Annotated in this window: 16 protein-coding genes; 1 reads left to right on the top strand and 15 read right to left on the bottom strand. The window is 69.3% G+C overall.

Going from position 1 to position 15,532, the window contains the following annotated elements:
* Positions 1–4 precede the first annotated feature (4 nt).
* The 12 genes from ACIPJY_RS03515 to ACIPJY_RS03570 all read right to left on the bottom strand — a co-directional run bounded on the left by ACIPJY_RS03515 (position 5) and on the right by ACIPJY_RS03570 (position 10,336).
* Positions 5–775 (bottom strand): YaaA family protein, encoded by a 771-nt coding sequence (locus ACIPJY_RS03515; RefSeq protein WP_400468136.1) that lies wholly within the window; start codon positions 773–775, stop codon positions 5–7.
* Positions 772–1,035: a F0F1 ATP synthase subunit epsilon gene (locus ACIPJY_RS03520; RefSeq protein WP_056124084.1), complete on the bottom strand. Its 264-nt coding sequence runs from the start codon at positions 1,033–1,035 to the stop codon at positions 772–774. The genes ACIPJY_RS03515 and ACIPJY_RS03520 overlap by 4 nt, the downstream gene beginning before the upstream one ends.
* A gap of 1 nt (position 1,036) precedes the next feature.
* Complete coding sequence (gene atpD, locus ACIPJY_RS03525; protein ID WP_065959250.1) at positions 1,037–2,491, bottom strand: F0F1 ATP synthase subunit beta; 1,455 nt, start codon at positions 2,489–2,491, stop codon at positions 1,037–1,039.
* A 47-nt stretch (positions 2,492–2,538) separates the two neighbouring features.
* Positions 2,539–3,441 (bottom strand): F0F1 ATP synthase subunit gamma, encoded by a 903-nt coding sequence (locus ACIPJY_RS03530; protein ID WP_400459377.1) that lies wholly within the window; start codon positions 3,439–3,441, stop codon positions 2,539–2,541.
* A complete protein-coding gene (atpA, locus tag ACIPJY_RS03535) occupies positions 3,442–5,070 on the bottom strand; it encodes a F0F1 ATP synthase subunit alpha (RefSeq protein ID WP_400459374.1) in 1,629 nt (542 codons plus the stop codon). It abuts the gene before it with no gap.
* A 106-nt stretch (positions 5,071–5,176) separates the two neighbouring features.
* Positions 5,177–5,971, bottom strand: coding sequence for a F0F1 ATP synthase subunit delta (locus ACIPJY_RS03540; protein WP_400459371.1), 795 nt, complete (start codon positions 5,969–5,971; stop codon positions 5,177–5,179).
* Positions 5,972–5,973: 2 nt separating this feature from the next.
* Complete coding sequence (locus ACIPJY_RS03545) at positions 5,974–6,540, bottom strand: F0F1 ATP synthase subunit B (RefSeq protein WP_400459369.1); 567 nt, start codon at positions 6,538–6,540, stop codon at positions 5,974–5,976.
* Positions 6,541–6,549: 9 nt separating this feature from the next.
* The gene (gene atpE / locus ACIPJY_RS03550) at positions 6,550–6,786 is read right to left on the bottom strand and encodes an ATP synthase F0 subunit C (RefSeq protein ID WP_027465781.1); all 237 of its coding nucleotides are present in this window, start codon (positions 6,784–6,786) and stop codon (positions 6,550–6,552) included.
* A gap of 61 nt (positions 6,787–6,847) precedes the next feature.
* On the bottom strand, positions 6,848–7,660 hold the full coding sequence (gene atpB / locus ACIPJY_RS03555) for a F0F1 ATP synthase subunit A (protein WP_400460865.1): 813 nt from the start codon (positions 7,658–7,660) through the stop codon (positions 6,848–6,850).
* Positions 7,661–7,812: 152 nt separating this feature from the next.
* Positions 7,813–8,310, bottom strand: a complete 498-nt coding sequence (locus ACIPJY_RS03560) for a hypothetical protein (RefSeq protein WP_400459366.1) — start codon at positions 8,308–8,310, stop codon at positions 7,813–7,815.
* A complete protein-coding gene (locus tag ACIPJY_RS03565) occupies positions 8,307–9,665 on the bottom strand; it encodes an MraY family glycosyltransferase (RefSeq protein WP_400459363.1) in 1,359 nt (452 codons plus the stop codon). Before ACIPJY_RS03565 ends, ACIPJY_RS03560 begins: the two co-directional genes overlap by 4 nt.
* On the bottom strand, positions 9,662–10,336 hold the full coding sequence (locus ACIPJY_RS03570; RefSeq protein ID WP_400459360.1) for an L-threonylcarbamoyladenylate synthase: 675 nt from the start codon (positions 10,334–10,336) through the stop codon (positions 9,662–9,664). The genes ACIPJY_RS03565 and ACIPJY_RS03570 overlap by 4 nt, the downstream gene beginning before the upstream one ends.
* A gap of 37 nt (positions 10,337–10,373) precedes the next feature.
* Between ACIPJY_RS03570 and ACIPJY_RS03575 the strand changes: the two genes are divergently transcribed.
* A complete protein-coding gene (locus tag ACIPJY_RS03575) occupies positions 10,374–11,021 on the top strand; it encodes an HAD family hydrolase (protein ID WP_400459357.1) in 648 nt (215 codons plus the stop codon).
* Between the two features lie 182 nt (positions 11,022–11,203).
* Here the strand turns inward: ACIPJY_RS03575 and prmC are convergent, their stop codons facing one another.
* Genes prmC through rho form a run of 3 tightly spaced genes read right to left on the bottom strand, consistent with a single transcriptional unit; the run spans position 11,204 to position 15,454 of the window.
* Positions 11,204–12,079, bottom strand: coding sequence for a peptide chain release factor N(5)-glutamine methyltransferase (gene prmC / locus ACIPJY_RS03580; protein ID WP_400460863.1), 876 nt, complete (start codon positions 12,077–12,079; stop codon positions 11,204–11,206).
* Between the two features lie 12 nt (positions 12,080–12,091).
* Positions 12,092–13,174, bottom strand: a complete 1,083-nt coding sequence (gene prfA / locus ACIPJY_RS03585) for a peptide chain release factor 1 (RefSeq protein WP_400459354.1) — start codon at positions 13,172–13,174, stop codon at positions 12,092–12,094.
* A 3-nt stretch (positions 13,175–13,177) separates the two neighbouring features.
* Positions 13,178–15,454 carry a transcription termination factor Rho gene (gene rho / locus ACIPJY_RS03590; RefSeq protein ID WP_400459352.1) on the bottom strand — a complete coding sequence of 759 codons (2,277 nt, stop codon included), beginning with the start codon at positions 15,452–15,454 and terminating at the stop codon, positions 13,178–13,180.
* Between the last annotated feature and the right edge of the window lie 78 nt (positions 15,455–15,532).

Raw genomic sequence — 15,532 nt, forward strand, 5'->3', positions numbered from 1 at the left:
CCGGTCAGACCGTGACCGGCGCCAGGCTCTCCGCGACGAGGTCCCAGCCGCCGTCGACCCGCTCGAGCACCACGTGGTTGGCCCGTGCCCAGTCGACCAGCTCGTCCATCGAGCCGACCGAGGCACCGGTCCTGGCCAACAGCGCGACCAGGCGCCCCTTGGCGGTCTTGTTCCAGTGGTTCAGCGCCTTGCGCCGGCCGACGCCGTCGACGCTCACCACCCGCAGCGGCACCGCACCGTCCAGCGGACCGAGCGCGCGGTAGCCCTCGGAGCGCAGGTCGAGCACGAGGCCGTCGGCTCGCGACGCGAGGGCCCGGCCGGCGGCGAGGGGCCAGTGCGACGCCAGGCGCAGCGGGGCGAGCTTCGAGTCGTGCGAGAGCCGGTACGCCGGGATGGGATCCCCCGCACCGACGGGCCCGAACATGGCTGACTGCACGACCACGTGCCGCGACCACCAGGCACGGACCTCTCCGGACGCCGCGGGGACGTCGAGCGGGTCGTAGAGCACGCCGGTGTAGCGCTCGATCGCCGGCAACGTCGGCGAGGACTCGAGCGTCAGGTTCCGGAACCGCTCGGCGATCGACTTCGGGCCGAGCTTCAACGCCGTCCGCGCGGTGGACTCCTCGGAACTGACGGAGCGGGCCGCGGTGATCACCGCGGCCCGCTCTGGGGTCAGTTCCGGGAACGAGAGCGCACCCAGATCGAGTGCGCTGCCCGGTTCCCCGCCCTCCCGCTTCGTCTCCGAAGGCGGGAGGAGGACGGTCAGTCCGGTCAGGACGCCAGCGCGGCCTGCCGCGCCACGATCGTGACCGTGTCGTGCTCGACGGAGAGGAAGCCGTCCTCAGCGTCGACCGCGACGGTCGAGCCGTCGGCCCGCGTGATGCGGACCTGGCCCTGGGCGAGGATCGCGAGCATCGGCTCGTGCCCCGCCAGGATGCCGATCTGGCCTTCCGTCGTGCGTGCGACGACCATGGTGGTGTCGCCCGTCCAGACCTCGCGGTCGGCCGAGACGACACTCACGGTGAGACCCGCCATCTCAGCGGTTCTCCTTCTGGATCTGCGCCCACTTCTCTTCGACGTCGTTGATGCCACCGACGTTGAAGAAGGCCTGCGTGGCCACGTGGTCGAACTCACCGTCGGCGATCGCGCGGAAGGACTCGATCGTGTCCTTCAGCGGCACCGTGGAGCCCTCGACGCCCGTGAACTTCTTGGCCATGTAGGTGTTCTGCGAGAGGAACTGCTGGATACGACGAGCGCGCTCGACCGTGATCTTGTCCTCTTCGGAGAGCTCGTCGACACCGAGGATGGCGATGATCTCCTGCAGCTCCTTGTTCTTCTGGAGGATCTGCTTGACGCGCGTGGCCGTCTCGTAGTGGTCGGCGCCCAGGTACCGGGGGTCCATGATGCGCGACGTCGAGGTCAGCGGGTCGATCGCCGGGTAGAGACCCTGCGACGCGATCTCGCGGGAGAGCTCCGTGGTGGCGTCGAGGTGCGCGAACGTGGTCGCCGGCGCCGGGTCGGTGTAGTCGTCAGCCGGGACGTAGATCGCCTGCAGCGAGGTGATCGAGTGACCACGCGTCGAGGTGATGCGCTCCTGGAGCACACCCATCTCGTCGGCGAGGTTCGGCTGGTAGCCCACCGCGGACGGCATGCGACCGAGCAGCGTGGAGACCTCGGAGCCGGCCTGCGTGAAGCGGAAGATGTTGTCGATGAAGAGGAGCACGTCCTGCTTCTGGACATCGCGGAAGTACTCCGCCATCGTCAGCGCCGACAGGGCCACGCGCAGACGCGTTCCCGGCGGCTCGTCCATCTGGCCGAACACGAGGGCCGTCTTGTCGAAGACACCCGCCTCTTCCATCTCACCGATGAGGTCGTTGCCCTCTCGGGTGCGCTCACCGACACCAGCGAACACCGAGACACCGCCGTGGTCCTGCGCGACGCGCTGGATCATCTCCTGGATGAGGACGGTCTTGCCGACGCCCGCACCACCGAAGAGGCCGATCTTGCCACCCTGCACGTACGGCGTGAGGAGGTCGATCGACTTGATGCCCGTCTCGAACATCGAGGTCTTGGACTCGAGCTGGTCGAAGGCCGGGGCCTTGCGGTGGATCGGCCAGCGCTCGGTGATCTCGAGCTTCTCGTCGGTGTTGAGCACGTTGCCCAGCACGTCGAAGACCTTGCCCTTGGTGACGTCGCCGACGGGGACCGAGATCGGGGCGCCCGAGTCACGGACCTCCTGACCACGGACGAGGCCGTCGGTCGGCTTCAGGGAGATGGCACGGACCAGGTCGTCGCCGAGGTGCTGCGCGACCTCGAGGCCGATCTCCTGCGACGAGTCACCGATGGTGATCGTCGTGAAGAGGAGGTTGTACATCTCCGGGATTGCGTCGTGCGGGAACTCGATGTCGACGACGGGGCCCGTGACACGGGCGATCCGGCCGACACCGGGCGCCGACGACGTCTCGACCGCGGTGGTAGCGGTGTCGGTCATGGCTGGTGCCTTCCTGAGGGTGGGTTGCTGTCCGCGAACGACGCGGACTACTTCTTCTTCGACGAGAGGGCGTCGGCGCCGCCGACGATCTCGGAGATCTGCTGCGTGATCTCGGCCTGACGCGCGTTGTTCGCGAGTCGGGTGAAGTCACGGATCAGCGAGTCGGCGTTGTCGCTGGCCGCCTTCATCGCCTTCTGCCGTGCGGCGTGCTCGGAAGCAGCCGACTGCAGCATGGCGTTGAAGATGCGGCTCTCGATGTAGACCGGGAGCAGGGAGTCGAGCACCGCGTCGGCGTCCGGCTCGAACTCGTAGAGCGGGAGCGGCTCGTCGTTCGTGGGCTCCTCGACGCCGTCGACGACCTCGAGCGGGAGCAGGCGCACGACCTGCGGCTCCTGGGTCGCGAGGCTGAGGAACCGGTTGAACACGATGTGGATCTCGTCCACGCCGCCCTCTGCGGTGTCCTGGAGGAACTTCGACACGACCGCGTCGCCGATCTCCTTGGCCGTCGAGAACTCCGGCTGGTCGGTGTTGCCGACCCACTGCTGCTCGGACGGACGCTCACGGAACGCGAAGTACCCGACGGACTTGCGACCGACCAGGTAGTAGACGACGTCCTTGCCCTCGCTGCGGAGCAGGGAGGCGAGCTCCTCGCCCTGCTTGAGGACGTTCGTGCTGAACGCGCCGTTCAGGCCGCGGTCCGACGTGAACAGCACCACGGCGGCACGCGTCGACGACTCGGGCTCGGTGGTCAGCACGTGGTCGACGTTCGAGAACGTCGCCACGGCCGAGACGGCCCGGGTCACCGCACGCGAGTACGGACCGGACGCGGCCATCCGGGCTTGCGCCTTCTGGATCCGCGACGCCGAGATCAACTCCATGGCGCGCGTGACCTTCTTCGTGGTCTTCGCCGACTTGATCCGCTGGCGGTAGACCCGGACCTGCGCTGCCATCTAGCGACGACCCTTGACGATCTGCTCCTGGTCGACGTCCTCGGCGTCCGCTGCCTGGACCTGCTCCGACCCGAGCGTCTTGCCGTCGCTCGTCTGGAAGCTCTTCGTGAACTCGTCGATCTGCTTGTCCATCTCGGCGACGGTGTCGTCGCTGAGCTGGTTGGTCTCGCGCAGAATCGTGAGCACGTCGGAGTTGCGACGCAGGTGGTCGAGCAGCTCGGACTCGAAGCGGAGCACGTCGGAGACGGGGACCGTGTCGAGCTTGCCGTTGGTGCCGGCCCAGATCGAGACGACCTGCTCCTCCACCGGGTACGGCGAGTACTGCGGCTGCTTGAGGAGCTCCGTCAGGCGAGCACCGCGGTCCAGCTGGCGACGCGACGCCTGGTCGAGGTCGGACGCGAACATCGCGAAGGCCTCGAGCGAGCGGTACTGCGCCAGCTCGAGCTTCAGCGTGCCGGAGACCTTCTTGATCGACTTGACCTGGGCGTCACCACCGACGCGGGACACCGAGATGCCCACGTCGACGGCCGGACGCTGGTTCGCGTTGAAGAGGTCCGACTGCAGGAAGATCTGGCCGTCGGTGATCGAGATCACGTTGGTCGGGATGTACGCCGAGACGTCGTTCGCCTTGGTCTCGATGATCGGGAGACCCGTCATCGAACCGGCGCCGAGCTCGTCGGACAGCTTCGCGCAACGCTCCAGCAGACGGGAGTGCAGGTAGAAGACGTCACCCGGGTAGGCCTCGCGTCCCGGCGGACGACGCAGGAGGAGCGACACCGCACGGTAGGCCTCGGCCTGCTTCGACAGGTCGTCGAAGATGATCAGGACGTGCTTGCCCTGGTACATCCAGTGCTGGCCGATGGCCGAGCCGGTGTACGGGGCGAGGTACTTGAAGCCGGCCGGGTCGGAGGCCGGAGCGGCGACGATGGTGGTGTACTCCATCGCGCCGGCGTCCTCGAGCGCACCCTTGACGGAGGCGATCGTGGAGCCCTTCTGGCCGATGGCGACGTAGATGCAGCGGACCTGCTTGTCCTCGTCGCCCGACTCCCAGTTGGCCTTCTGGTTGATGATCGTGTCGATCGCGATCGCCGTCTTGCCGGTCTGGCGGTCGCCGATGATCAGCTGACGCTGGCCGCGGCCGACGGGGATCATGGCGTCGATCGCCTTGATGCCGGTCTGGAGCGGCTCGTGCACCGACTTGCGGGACATGACGCCGGGAGCCTGGAGCTCGAGGGCACGACGACCCTCGGCCGGGATCTCGCCGAGACCGTCGATCGGGGCGCCGAGCGGGTCGACGACGCGACCGAGGAAGCCGTCGCCGACCGGGGCCGAGAGGACCTCGCCGGTGCGGGTGACTTCCTGGCCCTCTTCGACGCCGGCGAACTCGCCGAGCACGATGGCGCCGATCGAGTCCTCGTCGAGGTTCTGCGCGAGGCCGAGCGTGCCGTCCTCGAAGCGGATGAGCTCGTTGGCCATGACGCCGGGGAGGCCTTCGACGTGGGCGATGCCGTCACCGGCGTCGGTGACGTGCCCGACCTCGGCCGTGGAGGCCTTCGTCGGCTCGTAGTTCGAGACGAAGTCCTTCAGGGCATCACGGATCTCATCGGGGCTGATGGTGATGTCTGCCATGGGATTTTCCTTGTTGGTTTCCGGGGCCCTTCGGCTCCGAGAGGGTGATGCTGCCCGGTGGGGACAGTTCCCGTTGTGGACTTGGGGTGTCGGTTCGACCGTACGCTCAGCCGGCGAGCTGGAGCCGGAGGTCGGCGAGGCGCGTGGACACGGTGCCGTCGATGACGTCGCCGCCGACCTGCACCCGGACCCCGCCGACGACCCGGGGGTCGACGACGTGGTTGACGATGATGTCCTTGCCGTAGCGCGCCGAGAGCCCGCGGGCGACACGGGCCGCCTGTGCTTCCGACAGCGCCGTGGCGGTGATGACCGTCGCCACGACCTTCTCGGCCTGGTCGGCGACGATGCGCGAGGCATCGCGGACCAGCTCACCGATCCGGCGGCCGCGGGGCTGCTGGACCAGTGCCGACAGGATCGTCACGGTCTGTGGCGACGACTTGCTGCCGATGAGACGCTCGACGAGCGCGCTCTTCTGCTCCGGGCTGCCGAGCTTGGTGCCGAGCGCCAGCTCGAGTCCGGCGTCCGAACGGACCGCGGTCTCGAAGGCGAACAGCTCGGCCTCGATCGGGGTGCCCGCCTCGGCCGTGGCCGCGACGGCACGGATGCCCGCGTCCTCGATGCCGGCGAGGAGGTCCTGCTGGGAGGACCAGCGGGAACCGGCGACGGCGGTCAGCACGGCGCGCGTGGCGTCGGACTGTCCGGCGAAGACCCGGTCGATGACGGCCTTCTTGCCGACGACGTCGGCAGTCGGGTCCGCCAGCAGCGTCAGGAGCTGCGGCGCACCGGCGACCACTCGCCCAGCGGCGAGGATCTCAGCACCGCTCGCCAGGTCGGCGCTGCCGCCGAGGTCGGCGAGCACCGCCTGCGTGGACGTCAGTGCTGCTCGGGTGGCGCTCCGCATGCTCAGCGCTCCGTCTCGGCCTGCGACGCCTCGGCGCTGCTCGACGACTCGAGGTCGGCGAGGAAGCGGTCGACGACCGCGGTGGCCTTGGCGTCGTCCTTGAGGGACTCGCCGATGACACCCGACGCGAGGTCGAGTGCGAGCGAGCCGACCTCGGTGCGGAGCGACTGCAGAGCGCTCTGGCGCTCCGCCTCGATCTGCGCCTGGGCGTTCGACGTGATGCGGGCGGCGTCGGCGGAAGCCTGCTCGCGGACCTCGTTGCCGATCGCCGTGGCGTCGGCGCGGGCCTGCTCGCGGATGCGGGAGGCTTCGGCACGGGCGTCGGCGAGCTGCTTGTTGTACTCCTCGAGCGCGGCCGCGGCCTGCTCCTGAGCAGCTTCGGCCTTCTTGATGCCACCCTCGATGGCCTCGGTGCGCTCATCGAGCATCTTCGTGATGCGCGGCGTGACGACACGCCAGAACACCAGGAAGATGATGACGAAGGCCACCGCGGACCACACGATGTCGTACACCGGGGGGATCAGCGGATTGATGTTCTCCTCCGCCGCGATGATGAGTGCGTGCTGCATCGAGGAACCTTAGTTGGTGAAGATGAAGTACGTCGCGATACCGATGAAGGCCAGGGCCTCGGTGAAGGCGATACCGATGTACATGAGGGTCGTCAGGCGGCCCTGGAGCTCGGGCTGGCGAGCGACGGACTCGATCGTCTTGCCGACGACGATGCCGACGCCGATGGCCGGGCCGATCGCTGCGAGGCCGTAGCCAACCGTCGCGATGTTGCCGTTGATCTCCGCGAGAACGGTCGTTGCGTCCACGTGTTTTCCTTTCGAGGTGCGGGTCCGACGGATGCCGGTCCCGTAGGGGGTCAGTGAGGAATCAGTGCTCGTCGGCCAGCGCCAGCTGGATGTAGACGGCGGTGAGGAGCATGAAGACGTAGGCCTGGAGCAGCGCGACGAGGATCTCGAAGAAGCTGAAGGCGATGCCGAAGGCCAGGGTCCCGACGCCGAAGAACGCCAGCAGGCTGTGCGACTCGAAGAAGAAGAACCAGGTGGCCGAGAAGAACAGGACGAGCAGCAGGTGCCCGACGACCATGTTCATCAGGAGTCGAAGCGTCAGGGTGATCGGACGGAGCACGAAGGTCGACACGAGCTCGATCGGCGTCACGATGATGTACAGCGGCCACGGCACCCCGGGCGGGAAGAGCGAGTTCCGCAGGAACGTGCCCGGGTGCTTGCGGAGACCCGCGTAGATGAAGGCGACGTACGCGACGATCGCCAGGATCATCGGCATCGCGATGCGGCTGGTGCCGGCGAGGTTCATGAACGGGATGAGACCCGTCAGGTTCATGAACAGCACACCGAAGAAGATCGTCGCCAGGAGCGGCAGGAAGCGCTTGCCGTCCTTCTCACCCAGGTTGTCGAAGGTGTTCCGGCGCACGACGTCGAAGCCGTACTCGATGAACGCCTGACCCCGGTTCGGGACGAGCTTCAGCGCACGGGTCCCCGCGAAGGCGAATACCAGCAGCACTGCGACCGCGATGAAGCGGATGATGACGACGCGATCGATCTCGATTGGCGTCCCGGCGAAGAAGATCGGGTCCGGGAAGAACTCGTTGATCGACGGACCATGGAATTCGGCGGCCTTACTGCTCCCCGCCGCAACGGTGTTGGCCGCAGCGGTGAGGGACAGGGGAAGAGCGTGGGATAGCAGCGCTGTCTCCTGTGTCGGCGCGCGCACATCATGGCACGCGATGGTGGACTGTGTGGAGGCTGTCCGCTCCGAGCGAGGCTCCGGACGCGGACGCAACAAACACTATCAGGTGTGAGAGCCTTCCCGGGCTCTCAGACGCGCGGGTCGTCCTTCTCAGGGTCCGCTGAGCCTGGGGTCTCCGCACTCGAGCCCGGCAGCCGGACGTCGATCGGGACCCGGGCCTTGCTGATCACGGTCACGTCGATCACCAGCGAACCGATGACCCCGACGATGATCGCGATCGCGAGCACCGGCGTGCTCACCCAGTCCCGGTCCTTGAGCAGCACGAGCACCACGATGAACAGCACGAACTTCACGAGGAACATCCCCATGATCGTGCCGAAGAACGCGCCGGAGATCATCTGACCGCCGGAGAACCGGATCGCCAGCAGCACGCTCACCGCGGTGAGCCCGCAGAACACCACGCTCATGACGGCGCCGATCAGGCCCCCGGCGAGTCCCGGTCCCCCGGCGACGAGGAACCCGACGAGCCCACCGACGACGGCGAGTGCGGCCGCCAGGACGGCTCCCTGCACGAGGATGCGGCGGAAGACGGGACGGACGTGGTCGAGTCCGTTCGGTGCGGTCACGAGGGATCTCCTGGAGTCGAGCGGTCGGTCGAGGTGGACGGGCTTCCCGGCCCCGCGGCCGGTCCGGCGGACGCGGACGGTCGGGCGGACGTGGACGCACCGCCGGAACGGGCGCGGGCGGTGCGCGACGGCCCGGTGACCGGACGGCCGTCACGTGCGGCGGCGGCCCGGTCCAGCGGGTCGAGGCTGGCGTCGACCACCCCGGCTGCGGCGCCGGAGGTCTGCACCCGGATCTCGGTGCGCTTCCGCCCGAGCGGGGCGAACGTGGCGATCGCGCAGATGGTGAACCCGACCGCGACGAACGCGACCACCCACCACCACTGCACGAACAGGAAGAGCAGACAGCCGATCGCGACGGTCGCCGTCCACGCGTAGAAGATCAGCACCGCGTGGAAGTGCGAGTGGCCCATGTCGAGCAGCCGGTGGTGCAGGTGCTTCCGGTCCGCGGAGAACGGGGACTTCCCGGCGCTCAGACGACGGAACACCGCCAGGCCGAAGTCGAGGATCGGCACGATGAGGATCGCGAACGGCAGCAGGATCGGGATGAACGCCGGCAGCAGGTCCGTCCGGGTGCGCACCGCGGCCGGGTCGATGTTGCCCGTGATCGAGACGGCGCTGGTGGCCATCAGGAAGCCCACGAGCAGCGCGCCGGCGTCCCCCATGAAGAGCTTCGCCGGGTGCCAGTTCAGGATGAGGAAGCCGAAGCACGCCCCCACCAGCACCGCGGTCAGCAGGGACGGCAGGTTGAAGAAGAACTCGGTCTGCACCACCACGCGGTTGATGAAGAACGTGTAGAGGAAGAACACCCCGCCGGCGATGATCGCGACGCCGGCGACCAGGCCGTCGAGCCCGTCGATGAAGTTCACGGCGTTCATCACCAGCACGACGGCGAGCACCGTGAAGATCAGGCTCATGTAGGACGAACCGACGCCGAGCGAGTTGCCGATCGGGAGCGACACGATCGCGACGCCCTGCCAGGCGAGGATGCCGGCCGCGATGATCTGCCCCGCGAGCTTCGTCATCCAGTCGAGGTCCCAGATGTCGTCGGCGACACCGAGCACCACGATGATGGTCGCTCCGGCCAGCACCGCGAGCACGCGCTGCGGTTCCGCGAAGACGAGCCGGAAGTAGTCGACGCCCGCGATCTCCGGGAACACGAACCAGGCGCAGAGCAGCGACACGATGATCCCGATGAACATCGCGATCCCGCCGAGCCGCGGTGTAGGGGTGCGGTGCACGTCCCGCTCGCGGACCTTCGGGTACCACTTGTACTTGATCCCGAGCTTCCAGACGAGCCAGCTCACGAGGAAGCTCACGACCGCCGAGATCAGCCCCGCGAGCAGGTAGTACTTCATGTGACGAGGTCGGCCCCCACGACCCGTTCGATCTCGGAGTCCGGGATCACGCCGTGGCGGACGATCCGCAGGCCGTCCCCGGTCGAGAGCCCGGTCGCGTCGACGATCGTCGAGCCGGTGGAGGCCGCGAACCCGTCGTGCGCGGCGAGCGATCCCCCGTCGAGGTACACCGCGACGCTGTCGCCGAGCATCGCCTCGGCCGCGTCGATGTCCATCGCGGCGGGGTCACTGGTGGAGTTCGCGGAGGACACCGCGAGCGGCCCGACCTCTTGCAGGAGCTCGAGTGCGATCCGCGAGTCCGGCATCCGGAGCGCGACGGTCCCCCGCGTCTCGCCGAGGTCCCAGTCGAGGGACGGCTGCGAACGCAGGATGACGGTGAGCCCGCCCGGCCAGAACTCGGCGACGAGGTCGCGGACCTGCTGCGGGACCTCGCTCGCGAGCGCGTCGAGCGTCGGCGGACCCGGGATGAGCACGGGCGGCGGTGACTGCCGGGTGCGTCCCTTCGCGTCGAGGAGGCGCTGCACGGCGGCCTGGTCGAAGGCGTCGGCAGCGAGGCCGTACACGGTGTCGGTGGGGACCACGACGAGTTCGCCCCGACCGAGTGCTGCGCGCGCGAGCCGCATCCCGGTCAGGAGCCCGTCGGGGTCGTTGCAGTCGTATCGGGATGCCATGACTCGACGATGATAGTGCGACACAATGGTGGACATCGTGAACGAGACGCCTGCGCCCCGACTCCTGTTCCTCTTCGACATGGACGACGTGCTCGTCCGGTACGACTGGAAGACCCGCATGGCGGGTCTCACCGAGCTCACCGGGCACGAGCTCGACGAGCTCCGACGCCGCTGGTGGCGCACCGGTGGCGAGATGCGTGCCGAGGCCGGACACTTCCCCGACGGGGACGCCTACCTGGCCGCGTTCGAGGCCGCGATGGAGTGCGAGGTCCCCGAGGCCGAGTGGGCGCGCATCCGCGGTGCCGCGATGACCGAGCTGCCCGAACGCATCGAGGCCGTCCGGATCGCCAGCGAGCACGGGCGTGTCGCGCTCCTCACGAACAACGGACCGCTCGCCGGCCGCTGGATCCACCGGTGGGCGCCGTCCCTGCCCCCGCTGTTCGGGGAGCACCTGGACACGTCGAGCAACTTCGGCGCGCGGAAGCCCGAGCCCGAGGTGTTCCTCCGGGCGCTCGAGCACCACGGCGCCCGCCCCGAGGACACGTTCTTCGCCGACGACATGCCCGAGAACGTCGAGGGCGCCAGGTCGGTCGGCATCTCCGCGGTGCTGGTCGAGCGCGACACGGACCTGCGCCAGGCGGTCCGCGCCTTCGTCGCGGCCCGCTCGGACGCCACGGTCTCCTAGCGCGTTCCTTCCCATCGCGTGCGCTGTGGGAAGCGAGAACGCGCGTGCGCAGTCGGAAGGAACGACCCACCACGCGCGAAACAACTTCCTTCGCGCGATACGGCGGGCGGCGGGGCGGCGGGGCAGCACGCGGAACGCCGGCAGGGGGCCGGGCACCGGCCGGGAGGCTCGGGGCGGGTCGGTCAGCGGGTCGCGGTGGTCGTGCGGTCGCGTCCCGTCAGGTCCTGGTGCGTCTCCGGGGACCGGAACCCCCGGCGCACGAGCACGTCGCGCACGGCTGCGCCCTGCGGCTCGGCGTGCTCGATGACGAGCAGTCCGCCCGGCACCAGGAGCCGCCACGCGGTCTCCGTGAGGGCGCGGACCGCGTCGAGCCCGTCCGTGCCGCCGTAGAGCGCGAGCGCCGGGTCGTGGTCGCGGACCTCGGGGTCGACCGGGATCGCGTCGTCGGGCACGTACGGCGGGTTCGACACCACGACGGACACCGTGCCGTCGAGCTCCGGGAACGCATCGGCCAGGTCGCCCTCGACGAGCCGCACCGTGCCGCCGTACGTCGCGACGTTGCGCCGGGTCCAGGGCAGCGCGTCGGCCGATCGCTCGACGGCGTACACGAGCGCGTTCGGCACCTCGGTGTCCATGGCGATCGCGATGGCGCCGCTGCCGGAGCCGAGGTCGACGGCGATCGGCTCGGGCACCGCGGTCGCCCGCAGCGCGTCGATGCCGAACTGCACGACGCCCTCCGTCTCGGGCCGGGGCACGAAGACCCCGGGTCCGACGGCGAGGGTCAGCGCGCGGAAGTGTGCCTCGCCGGTGATGTGCTGGAGCGGCAGCCGCGTGGCGCGCCGGGCGACCGCCTGGCGGAAGCGTTCGACGTGCTCCCCCGCGATCGCGCCGCCGGTCATGGCGCGGGCCTGCACGGCACCGCGTGAGGTGTCGGTCGCCCAGGCGAGCAGGAGCTCCGCGTCCACGCGCGGTGTCGGGACCCCGTGCGCGACGAGCGCGGCCGTCGCCTCCTCGAGGAGGCGATCGGCCGCGAACGTGACGGGCGTGTCGGAGGTGATCCGGGCCTCCAGTCAGGCGTTCTGGTCGCCCACGGCGGCCAGACGTGCCTCTTCGTCCGCACGGATGGCGGACTCGATGACGGGTTCGAGCGCGCCGTTCATGACGCGGTCGAGGTCGTACGCCTTGTACCCGGTGCGGTGGTCCGCGATCCGGTTCTCCGGGAAGTTGTACGTGCGGATGCGCTCCGAACGGTCCATCCCCCGGATCTGCGAGCGACGGGCGTCCGACGCCAGGGCGTCGAGTTCCTCCTGCTGCTTCGCGAGGATGCGGGCGCGCAGGACGCGCATGCCGGCCTCACGGTTCTGCAGCTGGGACTTCTCGTTCTGCATCGCGACCGTGATGCCCGTGGGCAGGTGCGTGATGCGGACCGCGGAGTCCGTCGTGTTCACCGACTGACCGCCGGGACCGGAGGACCGGTACACGTCGATCTTGAGGTCGTTCTGGTTGATCTCGACCTCTTCGGGCTCGTCGACCTCGGGGAAGACCAGCACGCCGGTCGTCGAGGTGTGGATCCGCCCCTGCGACTCGGTCTGCGGCACGCGCTGCACGCGGTGCACGCCGCCCTCGTACTTCAGGTGCGCCCAGACGCCCTGCGCGGGGTCCGAGGAGTTCGACTTGATCGCGACCTGGACGTCCTTGTAGCCGCCGAGGTCGCTCTCGGTGCGCTCGAGGAGCTCGACCTTCCAGCCCTTGGACTCGGCGTAGTGCGAGTACATGCGCAGCAGGTCGGCCGCGAACAGCGCCGATTCCTCGCCGCCTTCGCCGCCCTTGATCTCCATGATGACGTCACGGCCGTCGTCCGGGTCGCGCGGGATCAGGAGCCGGCGGAGCCGCTCCTGGCGCTCCGCGAGCTGCTCCTCGAGGTCCGGGACCTCGTCCGCGAACGCGGCGTCCTCACGTGCGAGCTCCCGGGCGGCGGCGAGGTCCTCCCCCGCCGCCGTCCAGGCCTCGTACGCGGACTTGATCTGGTTCAGCTCGGCGAACCGCCGGTTGACCTTCTTCGCCCGGGCCGCATCGGCGTGGAGCGCGGGGTCCGACAGCTGCTGCGTCAGGTCCTCGTGTTCCGCCAGCAGCCCTGCCACCGACTCGAACACCGGTTACTCCTGGTGGCCGTTGTGGTGACCGGTCGCGGGGACCGACTTCTGCACCTGCACCAGGAACTCGACGTTCGACTGCGTCTCCTTGAGGTTCCGCAGCACGATCTCGAGCGCCTGCTGCGGGTCGAGCCCGGCCAGGGCACGACGCAGCCGCCAGGTGATCTTGACCTCGTCGGCGGAGAGCAGCTGCTCCTCGCGACGGGTACCGGAGGCGTTGACGTCGACGGCCGGGAAGATCCGCTTGTCCGCCAGGTGACGGTTCAGGCGGAGCTCCATGTTGCCGGTGCCCTTGAACTCCTCGAAGATCACCTCGTCCATCTTCGATCCGGTCTCGACGAGCGCCGTGGCGAGGATGGTCAGCGAGCCGCCGTTCTCGATGTTCCGGGCGGCGCCGAAGAAGCGCTTCGCCGGGTACAGCGCGGCCGAGTCGACGCCACCGGAGAGCACACGGCCCGACGGCGGGGTCGCCAGGTTGTAGGCGCGGCCCAGGCGGGTGATCGAGTCGAGCAGCACGACGACGTCGTGACCGAGCTCCACGAGGCGCTTCGCACGCTCGATGGCGAGCTCGGCGACCGTGGTGTGGTCCTCGGCGGGACGGTCGAAGGTCGAGGCGATGACCTCGCCCTTCACCGTGCGCTGCATGTCGGTGACCTCTTCGGGCCGCTCGTCCACGAGGACGACCATGAGGTGCGCCTCGGGGTTGTTCTTCGAGATCGCGTTCGCGATGGCCTGCAGCACGACGGTCTTGCCGGCCTTGGGCGGCGAGACGATCAGGCCGCGCTGGCCCTTGCCGATCGGCGACACCAGGTCGATGATCCGGGTCGACAGCTTCGCCGGCTCGGTCTCGAGGCGGAGACGCTCGTTCGGGTAGAGCGGGGTGAGGTCCTGGAAGTCGACGCGGCTGGCCGCCTCGTCCGCGGACTGGCCGTTGATCGTGTCGATCTTGACCAGCGCGTTGTACTTCTGGCGGCTCTGCTGCTCGTTGTCGCGCGGCTGCTTGATCGCACCGACGACCGCGTCGCCCTTGCGCAGGTGGTACTTCTTCACCTGGCCGAGGGACACGTAGACGTCGCTCGGGCCCGGGAGGTACCCGGTGGTCCGCACGAAGGCGTAGTTGTCGAGCACGTCGAGGATGCCCGCGACGGGGATCAGGACGTCGTCCTCGGTGATCTCCGGCTCGAAGTCGTCGTTCTGCCCGCCACGGCCGCGCTTGCGGTCGCGCTGGCGACGGCTGCGGCCGCTCTCGGCCTCTTCCTGGTCGCGGCGCTGCTGGTCGTCGCGCTGCTGCTGGGCGTGGTTCTGCTGGTTCTGGGCCTGGTTCTGGTGCTGGTTCTGGTTCTGCTGGCCCTGGTTCTGCTTCTGCTGGCCCTGCTTCTGGCGGCCCTGCTTCTGCTCGCCCTGCTCCACCTGGTCGCCCTGGTCCTGCTTGTCGGCCTGACGGTTGTTCTGCTGGCGGCCGTTCTGCTGCGCGGCGGTCTCGGCGTCCTGGGGCTGCTGGTTCTGCTGCTCGCCGGACTCGGCGTTCTGCCCACGACCACGACCGCGGCCCCGGCTGCGACGACCGCGGCGCGAGCCGCCCTCGTTGTCACCGTTCTGGTCGTTCTGGTCGTTCTGGCCCTGGTCGTTCTGGTCCTGCTGGTCGTCCCGCGCGGTCGTCGCGTCGGCGTCCTGCTCGGTGGCCGGGGTCTCCTCGGCGACGACGGCTGCCTGGTCCGCCTTCGGCTGCTGGCCGCGACGACGACGCTGGCCGCCGGTCTGGGCCTCTTGCGCGTCCTTCTCGGCGCGGACCTGGTCGAGGCCGGCGAGGAGGTCCTCGGTGCCGGTCTGGCCGTGGTTGGTGTGCTCGGCGGCCGTGGTGGGCGCCGTGGTGACGTTGCCGCCGGAGCTGGCGCGGCGCGAGCGACGGGCACGCGACGGCGCGGCCTCGGTCGTCGGGGTGACGTCCACGACGTCGGTCGCCTCGGCGCCGGCCTCGTGGTGGGTCGGGGTCGCCGGGGCGAGCTCCTCGGAGACGGCGGCGGCCGCGGTGCCGGTCGCCGACACGGGCTCCGGCGCTGCGGCCGGCTCGGGGGTGCTGACCGGCGCCGCTGCCTCGGCGGGGGCGTCGGTCGTCTCGGGGCGCTTGTCCTCGATCGCGGCGATGAGGTCGCCCTTGCGGAGCTTCGAGAGCCCCGTGATGCCGAGGGAGGAGGCGATCCGCTGCAGTTCCGGCAGACGGAGCGCGCGCAGGTCGCTGGGGATCTCTGCCGATGCAACAGAGTTGTTCACGTTGGTCACGTTTGCTGTGTTCCTTCCGAACCGCAGAGCGCGGAGAGTTTTCACCGACTTCCTGCGCGGACGCGCTCGGCACACGGG

Origin of the sequence: Curtobacterium sp. NPDC090223 (assembly GCF_044746585.1) — a bacterium.
Lineage (GTDB): Bacteria > Actinomycetota > Actinomycetes > Actinomycetales > Microbacteriaceae > Curtobacterium.